Annotated in this window: 12 protein-coding genes; 1 reads left to right on the top strand and 11 read right to left on the bottom strand. The window is 48.1% G+C overall.

Annotated elements, in window-relative coordinates:
* The 11 genes from C1I60_RS10475 to C1I60_RS10425 all read right to left on the bottom strand — a co-directional run.
* A partial coding sequence (locus C1I60_RS10475; protein WP_252361669.1) for an ATP-grasp domain-containing protein occupies nt 1–877 on the bottom strand: 877 nt, incomplete at its 3' end.
* The gene (locus C1I60_RS10470) at nt 874–1,707 is read right to left on the bottom strand and encodes an HAD family hydrolase (protein WP_137061667.1); all 834 of its coding nucleotides are present in this window, start codon (nt 1,705–1,707) and stop codon (nt 874–876) included. The genes C1I60_RS10475 and C1I60_RS10470, both read right to left, overlap by 4 nt.
* A complete protein-coding gene (locus C1I60_RS10465; protein WP_137061666.1) occupies nt 1,704–2,855 on the bottom strand; it encodes a cysteine protease StiP family protein in 1,152 nt (383 codons plus the stop codon). Before C1I60_RS10465 ends, C1I60_RS10470 begins: the two co-directional genes overlap by 4 nt.
* A complete protein-coding gene (locus tag C1I60_RS10460) occupies nt 2,852–4,192 on the bottom strand; it encodes a phosphoribosyltransferase family protein (protein WP_252361704.1) in 1,341 nt (446 codons plus the stop codon). Before C1I60_RS10460 ends, C1I60_RS10465 begins: the two co-directional genes overlap by 4 nt.
* A 52-nt stretch (nt 4,193–4,244) precedes the next feature.
* On the bottom strand, nt 4,245–5,459 hold the full coding sequence (locus tag C1I60_RS10455) for an HpcH/HpaI aldolase/citrate lyase family protein (RefSeq protein WP_170970777.1): 1,215 nt from the start codon (nt 5,457–5,459) through the stop codon (nt 4,245–4,247).
* 124 nt (nt 5,460–5,583) lie between these two features.
* The gene (locus C1I60_RS10450; protein WP_137061664.1) at nt 5,584–6,318 is read right to left on the bottom strand and encodes a TerC family protein; all 735 of its coding nucleotides are present in this window, start codon (nt 6,316–6,318) and stop codon (nt 5,584–5,586) included.
* Between the two features lie 26 nt (nt 6,319–6,344).
* The gene (locus tag C1I60_RS10445; protein ID WP_137062234.1) at nt 6,345–7,610 is read right to left on the bottom strand and encodes a TerD family protein; all 1,266 of its coding nucleotides are present in this window, start codon (nt 7,608–7,610) and stop codon (nt 6,345–6,347) included.
* Nucleotides 7,611–7,711: 101 nt separating this feature from the next.
* On the bottom strand, nt 7,712–8,293 hold the full coding sequence (locus C1I60_RS10440) for a TerD family protein (protein ID WP_137061663.1): 582 nt from the start codon (nt 8,291–8,293) through the stop codon (nt 7,712–7,714).
* Nucleotides 8,294–8,326: 33 nt separating this feature from the next.
* Nucleotides 8,327–8,902, bottom strand: a complete 576-nt coding sequence (locus C1I60_RS10435; protein ID WP_137061662.1) for a TerD family protein — start codon at nt 8,900–8,902, stop codon at nt 8,327–8,329.
* 48 nt (nt 8,903–8,950) lie between these two features.
* The gene (locus C1I60_RS10430; protein ID WP_137061661.1) at nt 8,951–9,544 is read right to left on the bottom strand and encodes a TerD family protein; all 594 of its coding nucleotides are present in this window, start codon (nt 9,542–9,544) and stop codon (nt 8,951–8,953) included.
* Nucleotides 9,545–9,572: 28 nt separating this feature from the next.
* Entirely contained in the window at nt 9,573–10,019 is a 447-nt protein-coding gene (locus C1I60_RS10425) for a tellurite resistance TerB family protein (protein ID WP_137061660.1), read from the bottom strand.
* A gap of 378 nt (nt 10,020–10,397) precedes the next feature.
* Here C1I60_RS10425 and C1I60_RS10420 point away from each other — a divergent pair, with 378 nt between their 5' ends.
* Nucleotides 10,398–11,831: a hypothetical protein gene (locus tag C1I60_RS10420; RefSeq protein WP_137061659.1), complete on the top strand. Its 1,434-nt coding sequence runs from the start codon at nt 10,398–10,400 to the stop codon at nt 11,829–11,831.
* Nucleotides 11,832–11,978: the final 147 nt, after the last annotated feature.

Raw genomic sequence — 11,978 nt, 5'->3', positions numbered from 1 at the left:
CAGACATCCGCGGATTGATCTCCAGCAGCTTGGGACGCTCGCCGTTATATTTTACCTGAATATTATAATTGTACGGAATGTGATACGCCTCAGCGACCTTATGCGCCACATCCAGCAGCTTGGTATGCTGCTCCAGCAACCGTAATCGCCCTCCGGCCTTCCTGCGTGGAACTGCTGCCAGCAGCTTTCCGTTTCGATCAGCCAGACAATCAATACTGTATTCATAGCCCTCCAGCAGCTCCATCACCATCAGGTTGGGGAACGACTCTGTGGATGACAATACACGATATGCCTCCTCGAACGAGATATGGTTCAGTGCATGACCGAACAGCTCCTCCAGTGGATTACGCTCGTTGTCGATGATGCGAAAACCCATTCCGCCCTCTGCATTACATGGCTTGAAGCATACCTTATGCCCGCGTGCCGTTAATGCTTCATAAGCCTGTTTAAACTGCTCCGCATTGCTGGCAATGGCATAATCGGGAATCGTGACAATATCCTTCTGGCGAATGGATTCGTAAAACAGATCCTTTTCCATCAACTGCTCCAGCAGTTCGGTATCCCGGCATACGATGACCTTCGTCCCAATCTCGTCGAACAGATGAAGATTTTTGCTAATATCAAGCATATTCCACCGTGGAATAAACACATCAATTCCGTGACGCTGGCAAAAATCCGCACAATAACGTGCATACTCCACACCACTTGTGCGCGGCTCCACCTCAGCCACATCACTGGCCTGTAATGCCATATGCTGCGGATCCGAGTGCGTCGCATAGATCTCGAACGGAATACCGTCCTCATTGTTACGAATCGCATTCATATAATGATACGCAACCGAAAACCAGCGGTTAAAATACACTTTGAGCTTCTTCACAGAGCCTTGTCCCCTATCTCTCTTGAAATGAGCTGTACTTCATGGACATAAGCCACAATCTCGTCCGCAGCATATACACCCGACACATCCGTAAAACGGTAATTGACTTCCAGCTCATCCCGTAGCTGTTCCCGGTACAGTTCGCCATGACGTGGAGCAATCGCATAGTCCGCATAGTCCAGCAGACAACGGTCCAGCAAGGAATCGCCGGACGCTACAACAGGCCCTCCATCCGTGAGGTTACGGACATGCTCCACGGCTGCCTGTTTATTCACGGCCGCAGGCACCAGATACACCTTGCGCCCCTGAATGGATACCTCCCAGCCCAATTCACGCATGATTCGTGCCTTCTCCAGCACCTGCTCCAGCGGCATACGATCCCGTTCAATAACGAATGCATAAAATAACTCGTCGCAGAAACGCTCACTCCTAACCCAATCTTCATGCAGCACTTGTCCGAATACATGACGTGCTTCTTCCGCATGGGCACCATCACGGCGCACCCGCTCGTGAATGCTGCGATTCCACTCCCGATCCACCTCGCCTCCGACGATGATGTTACCGCCATTACTGGTCACGGCGTATGCCGGAACCAGCTCCGTTTGAAACACCGTGATTCGTCCATACTGTGCCATCGTGCGGGTCGTCACAGGCATAAACATCACGTCTGGCGGAAGCGTCTTCAGCAGTTGGAGGGCCTGTGCTGAAATAAACGCCGCCGTTGCCCCTTCAATGTGTTCCGCAGGCAGCAGCCCAGGGGACTCCAGCGGCACGCCAAGCGAACGTTTGGAGTAAATCAGCGTCTGATCCAGATCGCTTGCGTAGATCATTCTTGTCCTCCCTTGAGCGGCTTGATGATCCCGCAGCAGGAATAGGTCAGACCTTCAAATACCTCGACAGGCACTCCCCGGTCCTTTGCCAGCAGTATAATATGCCGAAGATTCGGATTATCCTCACGATCAATCAGAATTTTCCATGGCACCCTGCGCAGCAGCACACGAGTCGTCTCCCCCACACCAGGCTTAACCAGATTGATATCCTGAATACCAAAAGCCTTTTGAATCGCCTCTATATCCCGTAAGCCCTGCCACGTCACCACAGGTGGATTCAATGTCTTCTGTTCAGCATACGCAACAGCAGCGGCAGCCACATCTTGAAAGTAACCTGAAACCGTATCTACAAACGTATTGGACTGATCCACCGACCGCCAGGCTTCGTAAAATTTGGCCCCATGAAAATCGTCCGGGCCTATCAGATCGTCGCGTAATACCGTCCGGCTCATCAGACCCGATACGGTCGAATTCAGACAAGCGCTCGGGATCAAATAATCTTCCCGTGTGCCGAAGGTATCCGAGCAGCTCCCCGGATCGGCTAGCACCGCCAGATCATCATTCAGGTGCAATCCGTAATTCGCGTTCATCTCACGGCAAGCCTCGATCAGCACCTGCCGAATCGCACCTTTTCCCGTCCAGCCATCGACAAACTGGAGCTCAGTATCCAGCCCATGCTGCTGTAAAATATACAAAATAGCATTCCGGTCAATACCTTTGCCGCGAATAATGGAAATGCTGTAATGCGGCAGGGAAACGCCATACTTCCAGTCAATATACCGCTTGATCAAGATACCGATGGGTGTTCCTGCTCTGGCAAGCGAAACAATCGCCGTGTTCAGGCCTCTTTTTCTCACAATCATTTCAGCCACAGAAGCTGCGGCTAACGCCACCTTTTTGGCCGATTGAGCGAGCGTTTCGTGAAACAACGCAATATACTCCGCTGTAGGCTCATATTCCACCGGAAGCATTTCTGAATAATGGACGCCCGACTGAATCGCTTCTTCACGATCCTCCGTTCCTTTTTCCAACGTAACCCGGCTCAAATCCTTCAATAAAAATGTCACATCCGATGCAGGATAGCTCCCCAACGGCTCGGGTGGATGAATGTTCTTCTGCTGTATTTGCTTCATGAGTGTCTGCTTCATATCCGCGCTCCTTTACTCTCCTGCCCGGTTAACCGGTTAAAATAAACAACATGCACTTGATCGCAGCCAAGACGGTTCAAAGCATCCAGCATCGGCTTCATTCGCTGTGCATCCGACTCCCTTTCGATCAAAACAAAGATCTCGTCATACTGACCAGGGTCTACATTATAAATAAAATTGCGTACCGTCCCATCCTCAGGCGAAGGATAAGGCACACCACAAACTACGCCATACCCTTCCTCACGATGGGGATACACCGGACTGCGCGTCGTCGACTGATAATACACATTCGGGCCTAACTCCGCTGCGATTCGCATTGGAATGTACATAAATTCCCCCGTACCCATCACCAGCGTGCGTTGCCCTGAGCGAAGCTTCTTCAATCGTTCCGCAGTACGCGTAATCTCCGCATCCAACGCAATATTATCAGCCGATTGCAGGCCGAAACGACCTGTATATTTCAAATAAGGAGCCTGATTGGCGTATCCGTCCGTTGAAATCGAACTGTGTACTACCCGTTCAAAACCAGCCGCATTCTCTGCAAAACAGTGGTCAATTATTCCAGAATCCTCTGTCGTATCCTTTGCTATGCTAGTAGCAGCATGTTCTGCGCGTCCGACCTGTCCAGCGTATTCTATGTGATCCAGCATCGGCACTCCCTGTATCTCAATCTTTCCTTTGAGCAAGCTTAAAGGCGTAATCGTAATGCCCAGCTCTGCCTCCAGGTCGGTGAAAGCCTGCTCATCACTGTCTGTCCGCCAATCCAATAATGAAGCAATCACATATTGCTTTCTTGGAAAATGTGCCTGAATATCCCGAATAATATTAAGGGTCGTTTTGCCCGTCGTAATTTCATCATCTACCAATACGATGGGACCGTCTCCCGCAAATGCATGCTCATCCAGTGCATAGCAACGATGATCAACAGCGTGCGAATGCTCTTCTTCAAATCGAATGATCGGCTGAAGACCCGGAATATCCTCGCGCGTCGTATGAATATACGAAGCACCGTCCGCAAACACCTGATACATGGCGTGTCCCAGCGCCGTAGCCGTCTCGGCAAAGCCAACAAACTTGATCGGCTCCGCAAAAACCAAACGTTCGTCCATTAGCTTACGATAGGCTTCCTCGGCATAATCCGAGTCCAGAAGCCCCTTCACAGCCTCTCCGATCAGCTCGTCCATCTGTTGTTCCGTCTGGGGTACAAGCTCCTTGTACAGCAGTATCGCAAGTGCCGCTCCACTCAACAAAGAGGTGTATGGGTTTACCGGAATATGCTTGCCTAGCACCTTGCTGACAAACAAAAACGAACGCTTCTTGTTCACTCGCGCCGCCATCGCAAACAGCTTGTCCACAGGAAGGCGGAATGGATTATGTGTTTCGGTAATTTTAACGCTGAACTGCTCCAGTATAGGCAGCAGATGTATTTTCGTGGTTGGGTAAGAGACTGACAAAATGTTGTTGTTCATGTAACACCCCGTATACTTTTGATCTGTTTATAATACGATGAGCCCAATTTAAATGCGGCTTAATTTCATTCATTTTGTTGGCATAAGTGCTTTTGAATACACCCAGACTACCGTCATTACGCTCCACAATCGCGAGGGCATCCATGTACTCTTCATGTGTCACCGCGTACATAGCCTGTACCGGCTTAATATGGGAAGGATGGATGATCGTTTTGCCGATGATGCCATTTTCCTTATCCATCATGACCTCTCGTATTAGTCCGTCCACTGCATCTGAAATGAAGTCCATTCGCAGATTGCGCCCCTGCTTACCAAATGCATCCTCAAAGGGCGACACTCTTAATTGAGGCTTAAATACACGTTCCCGATGAGAGAAATATTCCCACACAGGACCGGAAATGACATAATCGGAGTCCACACGTCCAAACAGGTTAATGATATCAGCGATGCAATCCCGTATGACGGCAATCTCATAAATTGTAATATCCGGGCTACGTCTCAAGCCAAACAGGCTGGAAAAATCAGTTGCGCCAATTCGTACATTCAGCACATATTCCTGAAACTCGTCCAAAATCTCTTTGATCGACAGCAGCTCATTCCAGCGGGTTTCCCGGTAAATGATGTTGGAGCTTTCGAGAATCGGTAATCCGTACAACACAGGGATGTTCTGTTCAGCCTTACCCCGGTTATATCTGGCAATGAGTTCAAAATACGCTCGTCCATTATTAGAAGAAAACTTGGGCAAAACAAAGCCTGTCAGTAGCGACAGAGATTCTCCCAACCCGTTCAGTAGCCGTTCGAGCTGTTCCACAGACCGGACACGTACAAACAGCAGCGGTAAACTCTGTTCACTCATCGAGCCTGTCCGTACATACGACAATAGTTGAAGCAACTGCTGTGCCAGCGACTGTTCCGCCTGCCCGACCTGCTGATCCCCAATGGCATCCTCCAAATCCAGCATGACCGTCGTCAATCCTTCATGTTTTCCATTCTTGATCTCTTCCGCTACTTCCGAACGGGTCGCAGGCATGTACAAAGCCGCCCCTATCGCGTAAGCCAATATACTTTTGGGGGATCGGTTATTAAATTCTGATGGCGGCGTGCAAAAGATCGCTTCTACTTCCTCAGAGGTCAAATCATTAAAATATTTCAGGGCTTTCTCCTCCTCTTGCTCTTTCTTGCCTGACTGAAGCCCTGTGCCTCGGGTATAAAAGAAATCCCCCCTTAGGTTCAGGAGGGATTTCGCTATACTTTGTACATTAAGCCTCTTCGTCGGCCTTTTTCTTTCTTTTCGCCGAGCTAATCACCATTGTGCCTACAAAGACGGCAATCAAAATGCCGAAGAACAAGACCTGCGACATATGAAAGCCAAAAGCAGCAGCCAGCATTTTACCCCCGATAATGGCGATTAGAATAAAGGCTGTCTGTTCCAGTTCCGGAAATTTATCAATGAGCTTGAGGAACACTTGAGCAACACCGCGCATCATCAGAACGCCGAGAATACCACCCAGGAACAGAACCCATACTTTCTCACTCACACCGAAAGCGGCAATGACACTGTCAATACTGAAGGCAATATCCATCAGTTCGACCATTAATACGGTTTTCCAGAAAGAAGCAGGTTTGTTTTTCACTTCTCCATCACCTTCGGACTTGAATAAGCCCTTATAAGCAATAAAGAGAAGATAAGCCGCTCCCAGCACCTTAATCAGCGTGAACTTAATCAGGAACGTACCCAAGCCGATGGCGAGGAACCTGAATACATACGCACCCAAAATCCCGTAAAATAAGGCTCTCTTTTGTTGTTCCTTAGGTAAATGCTTAACCATAACTGCGAGAACCAAGGCGTTATCCGCCGACAAAAGACCTTCCAGCAAAATGAGAGTTCCAATGATCCCCCAACTCACCGGGTCAGTAAGCGTCGCCACGACATCACTCCATGAGAAGAAATGGCCGTAGTTCTCACTGATATTTTTAAATAAATCATTCAACATGAAAAGAGTGCCTCCGATAATTCAGTTTATTTGCTACCCTGTGACCAGCGCATGCCCCAGTTATGTGCACGATCCAACTCACGATGACCGCCATAGAACTGCACGAGTCTTTCAATGCTGAACGTTTCATCGTTCACATTTTGGAGCATGGCAATCGCACACATTCCCTTGCGGTTGTCATGTTCGTTCAGGTGAACAACAATGTCCGGTCCGTCCTTCTGATGCAACGTGACCACCCCGTCCGCCTGCGACCAGTTCGTAACCCCTTCATAGATAAAGGTAAACACCAAAATCCGCTTGATTTCAGAAATTTTAGCGCCGTTAATGCGGAGATTCTCCCCTGTTTTTACAGAACCTGTCCGGTCGTCGCCGTCCAAAGCAATGTATGGGAAGCGATTCAGCGAGCCGAAAGCTTCACCCAGCGCCTGAACCACACCTTTATCTCCGTCCTTCATCTCATACAAGCAGCCCAGATCCAGATCGACACCCTTGGAGCCACGACTGAAAAAGCCCTTGCTCTGCTGCACCTGATTCCAGTTCAGATTGATCAGGAGTTCCCCTAATCCACCTGAGCCTTTTTTGAGATTGATGGTGTCGCCCTTCTTCTTCAGCTCAATTTTGCGCAGATTCAGATTCACCGGTGTTGCAGATGGCTCTGGCTTCGGAGCAGGAGGTGCTGGCGGCGGTGTTGGTGCTGGCTGAGGAGTTGGAGGTGGTGTAGGCACTGGCGGCGGCGGAGCCGGATTATTTTCCACTTCAATCCCGAAATTGACGCACAACGCATCCAATCCACCGGAAAAGCCCGCGCCAATCGCGTTGAATTTCCATTCCCCGTTATGACGATACAGTTCACCAATGACAATGGCCGTTTCCACTGTAAATCCGCTGTCCAAATTAAACCGCAAAACCTCTCCGCTAACCGGATGAGCAAAACGAATGAATCCGCCTTGAACCTGTCCAAAATTTTGCCGTTTTTGATCCGCATCATAAATCGTCAGCGTGAACGCAATCTTCTCAATGTTGGCAGGAATCCGCGTCAGATCAAGTGCAAATTGCTTTTTGTCACCAGTCTGTTGTCCATCTGAATACGTGATGAAAGGCGTGGTCGGATTGTTGTAAAAGATCAAATCCTCATCGCCTGACACTTTTCCTCCAGAGCCTAACAAAAATGCCGAAGTATCCAGTTCCAGTGTCGCTGGGGCCTCCCAGCCGATCCCTACGTTGACCTGGGTCAGACCCGGATTCGTTTTCGTCAAATCCGCCTTCTGTCCCTTTACTACGATAACAGCCATGATTGTGTCACCTTTCTGTCCGTTTGTCATGTGTCAGCGCACGCCAATTTCAATGGCTTAAAAAAAGGGTAGCGCCCTATGGACACCACCCCAAGTGGATATTATTGAGCGTCCAAGCCATAGTTTTTAGCAAGCGCACCCAATCCACCAGCAAAGCCACTACCGATTGCCTGGAATTTCCAGTCTGCATTCTGACGGTAAAATTCACAGAATACCACGGCCGTTTCGGTGGAGAAATCCTCTCCCAAATCGTAGCGTAGCACTTCACGATCCGTCGCTGCATCTACCACACGTACGAAAGCATTGGACACTTGACCAAAGTTTTGCGCACGGGCCTCGTAATCATAAATGGTAACCGTGATTCCGATACGGTGGATGTTCGCAGGAATTTTCGCAAAATCAACGATGATTTGCTCGTCATCCCCATCGCCCTCACCTGTGCGGTTATCGCCTGTATGGGTTACAGAGCCTGCTCCGCCGGTTGGATTGTTGTAAAATACAAAATCATCCGCAGCTTTGGCTTTGCCATCTTCATACAGCAGGAAAGCCGAAGCATCCAGGTCAAAATCCGCGCCACCGCTGTATTTATTCGTATCCCATCCAAGACCTACGACAACACGGGTCAAGCCGGGATTGGTTTTCGTCAGATCAATGCGTTGTCCTTTGGAAAGACTAATGGTCATACTGTATACCTGCTTTCTTTGTACAGATTTTAGTTACGCCAAGCCGTAATCACGAGTCAACCCTGCAAGACCATCCTGGTAGCCACTACCAATGGCATTGAACTTCCACTCACCACTATGACGATACAATTCGCCTACAACAACGCCCGTTTCGATTGAGAAATCTTCTCCCAGATCAAAGCGGATCAATTCTTCATTATTCGCTTCATTTACGATACGAGCATAAGCACGGGACACTTGTCCAAAGTTTTGGCTGCGTTCCTGTGCTTCATAGATTGTAATTGTAAAAGCGATCTTTTCTACGTTAGCTGGCACGCTGCCCAAATCAATTTTGATTTGCTCGTCATCTCCGTCGCCTTCGCCTGTGCGGTTATCCCCAGTATGAACGACAGAGCCGTTTTCATTTTGCGGGTTATTGAAAAAGACGAAGTTCTTATCCGATTCTACTTTACCTTCTGCATTAGCCAAAAATACAGATACGTCCAGGTCAAAATCTTTGCCGCCATCGTATTTGTTCGTGTCCCAACCCAAGCCGACCGTGATTTTGGACAAGCCCGGATTTGTTTTCGTCAAATCGATCTTTTGACCTTTGGATAAGTTAATTGCCATGATAAGAACCCCTTTTCCATAATTAAGTTTGGTATTCGTAAAATAAAATTACATGTAGCGCTGAGCCAGCACATCAATATGTACGGCATTCGTGCCTTCACCGATGGCAGCAAACTTCCATTCGTCGTTATGACGATAGAGTTCTCCACAAACCAATGCAGTCAGCCCTTCATAATTATCAGATAAATTAAACGTGACCAGTTCCTTGGAATTAGCACCGTCCAGAATGCGGATATACGCTTTCTCGATCATGCCAAAATCCTGTTTCCGGTTTACGCAATCATATATATTTACAACAACAAGCACTTTGTGGACCCCGGCAGGAATACGTGCCAAGTCAATCACAATTTGTTCATCATCACCGTCACCTTGTCCGGTCAAATTATCACCGGAATGTACGATGGAGCCACATGGGCTTTTTTTATTGTGGAAGCATACTACGTTATCCGATTGGGTCAGTTTTCCGTTTGCGTCCAGCATAATGGCAGAAGCATCACAATCAATATTCGGTTGCTTCTTGAAGCCAAAAAGTCCTTTGGACTGCACCGGGTCCCATCCCAATCCAGCAATAACTTTGGTCAGACCTGCATTTCCTTTGGTCAAATCAATTTTCTGGCCCTTAACCAGATTAATTACAGCCACTGATTAACACACCTCCCTTCCGTAAAATTTACAGACTAAATTCAGATGGATTCAAGCCCAGCGCACCGCAAATTTCAGCGACAACTCGTTGTTCATCAGCATCAAAGTCACCGTCGGCAGCACCAATGGCACTACATACACCAACGACGAGTCGGCCCACTTCAGGCTTGCCTTTCAATTTGCCAACCGATTTCAGCGCTTCCTGTTTGCCGATTTCAGGCGAAAACTCAAAGTTCGCTACATAGTGATTGAAACGGCTAATGACCTCTCCCATATCAAACACTTTCAATTCTTCACTGAGATTTATGTATCCGGCCATTTTTGCTTTCTCTTCCGGACTAATGTTACCGTCAGCAAAGGCTACCAGCGCACAACCCGCAACAACAGCTTCCATGAAATCTTTATTTTTAAACTTCTTTACCTGGTCTCCAAGACCCTTTTTAGTTGTGTTCAGCCAATTTTTAAATGTACTCATGTTGCCCTCCACAAAATCGTATTTGGGTGAAACGCATCCTAGTTAATTTCTTCCTTTACTATAACCTGAATTACGATCTTTTTCTACAATTATATACAAAAATACGGTAAATCTGATCTATTTTTTATAGGTATCCTCTCCATCTTTAGCCCTATTCTCTACGGAAAGGCCCTCTTCCATCATCTATCATTTGGTACCCTAATTGCAAGTCCGTAGATAGCACGCAGGTATAACCATATGGATTATGAGGCTAAATAACACCCTATTCTTCTAGATGGATTGACAGTTTGAGAGGAACAAGCTATTATTCTATCAAATTACAAGTATTTAGCTAGGAATAATATAAAATAGTATAGCCTATTTAGGAGGAAATTTCACATGACCGCACCTTTTGCTAACCTAAGACCATCCTCTTGGAAAATGATTCCCCTATCCGCCGCCCTATTCATCGCTGCCTTTTCCAGCCCTATTGATTCCTATGCCGCACCCGCGGCAGCCCCGATCGTCCAACAAGTAAGCATCCCCGGTTCAAGCAATATTACTGATTCGGATAACCAGCTCACCTATCTAAAGGACCGTTTTAACATCCAATTATCCTCATCCCCGACAAGAGGGGAATATATCGCCGCGCTTGCCACCGTGTTGCATCTGAACAGCTCAAGTACCGCTTCTGGGGACAAAAACACCGCCTTTACAGGCTTAGAGTCAAATGATCCGTTATATGCCCAAGCGGCAGTACTGTATGCAGAAGGTATTCTGGATAACACTGACGTAAAAGCGTCCGTTCCTCTGACACAAAACGACACGATCCGTATAGCTGTAAAAGCCGCCGGATTGACTGAGTTGGCTGCTACATATCCTGCAGATAAGGCGCAGGCCGTGCTGACTAAATCGGGTATTCGTACATTGGCTGGAACTGCTGAGACCCAATCAGCGACCTCCCAGGAACTGGCAGTCGCTATAGATACAGGACTGCTGACGCAAAGCGAGTTGCCCTCCTTCCAGCCGGAAGGCCAAGCCGACGCGTCATTCACCGCCGAGGTGTTAAGCCGTGTACTGGCATTCCACGGCGAATACAAAAATGCCATCGGCCAAGTACAGGACGACGATATTTTTGCTAAAATCCATCAGGCCTACGATACACAGATACTCGTCCAATCCCCAGAGCTGCAAGCCCTGTTTGACGAAGGACTTCAGCAAAATCTGTTCACAGGCTACAACATCAAGGACAGCCGCTATGATGCCCATTTTGATCCGAAGCTGTCCCTTACTTACGGACACAGCGATCTCAAGCACGCGATCCAGCTGATTGGGCTGCTTCGCAGCGAGGGCATTCAAGCCAAAGTACAGCTAGAGCCGAAAACTTCGGCTTTTGTATATTTGAAAGAATGGGGACAGCCAGTCCAGACCGAAGACTATAAAGTCGTGCAAATCCATAACGGCAACTATATCGCCTACTCCAAGGAATATGACCTTGCCCTCGAATTTGCGACGATCGGGCAGAAGAACCGTTTTGACGCCATCATCAACCAATACGCCAAAAAGAACAGCAAAGATCAAGCCGGCCTGATCGCTCAGTCCTGGTGGCAGCCGCTCTATTACTCCCTATCCTCCCCCGGCTCAGCCTACACGGAGATTGCGAACAATCGGGTCAGCGCGGGGCGCTATTACGCCCAGTCCTTTTCACTGACGGACAAAGCTTCCTCCATTGGCGATGGGTTACGTAAAATCAAGCCAGGTGTAGAGGTGGAAAGCTACCACTTCTGGGTGGATGCTCCCTTTTATCGTTATTTGAATGGGGAAGCTCAGTAAATATTAAGTAGCAATAAAAAGGCGCAGCCTTCCAATTCAGCGGAAGTCACTGCGCTTTTTTTTATAAGAAACAAAAAAATCTACAGACTTCTCCAGCTAGCGAGTTTTACAGTTTCCAACTGCCGCTCACCTGTTCCAGAAAAAAGA

Origin of the sequence: Paenibacillus terrae (assembly GCF_005217525.1) — a bacterium.
Lineage (GTDB): Bacteria > Bacillota > Bacilli > Paenibacillales > Paenibacillaceae > Paenibacillus > Paenibacillus terrae_C.
The sequence above is the reverse complement of the archived record's forward strand: the minus strand, read 5'-3'. Positions and strand labels throughout refer to the sequence as shown.

What these genes read in the sequence shown, in the direction of transcription:
- C1I60_RS10470 (WP_137061667.1), bottom strand. Translation starts at nt 1,707, where the DNA reads ATGATCTACGCAAGCGATCTGGATCAGACGCTGATTTACTCCAAACGT.
- C1I60_RS10440 (WP_137061663.1), bottom strand. Translation starts at nt 8,293, where the DNA reads ATGACCATTAGTCTTTCCAAAGGACAACGCATTGATCTGACGAAAACC.
- C1I60_RS10460 (WP_252361704.1), bottom strand. Translation starts at nt 4,192, where the DNA reads ATGGCGGCGCGAGTGAACAAGAAGCGTTCGTTTTTGTTTGTCAGCAAG.
- C1I60_RS10465 (WP_137061666.1), bottom strand. Translation starts at nt 2,855, where the DNA reads ATGAAGCAGACACTCATGAAGCAAATACAGCAGAAGAACATTCATCCA.
- C1I60_RS10420 (WP_137061659.1), top strand. Translation starts at nt 10,398, where the DNA reads ATGACCGCACCTTTTGCTAACCTAAGACCATCCTCTTGGAAAATGATT.
- C1I60_RS10450 (WP_137061664.1), bottom strand. Translation starts at nt 6,318, where the DNA reads ATGTTGAATGATTTATTTAAAAATATCAGTGAGAACTACGGCCATTTC.
- C1I60_RS10425 (WP_137061660.1), bottom strand. Translation starts at nt 10,019, where the DNA reads ATGAGTACATTTAAAAATTGGCTGAACACAACTAAAAAGGGTCTTGGA.
- C1I60_RS10435 (WP_137061662.1), bottom strand. Translation starts at nt 8,902, where the DNA reads ATGGCAATTAACTTATCCAAAGGTCAAAAGATCGATTTGACGAAAACA.
- C1I60_RS10445 (WP_137062234.1), bottom strand. Translation starts at nt 7,610, where the DNA reads ATGGCTGTTATCGTAGTAAAGGGACAGAAGGCGGATTTGACGAAAACG.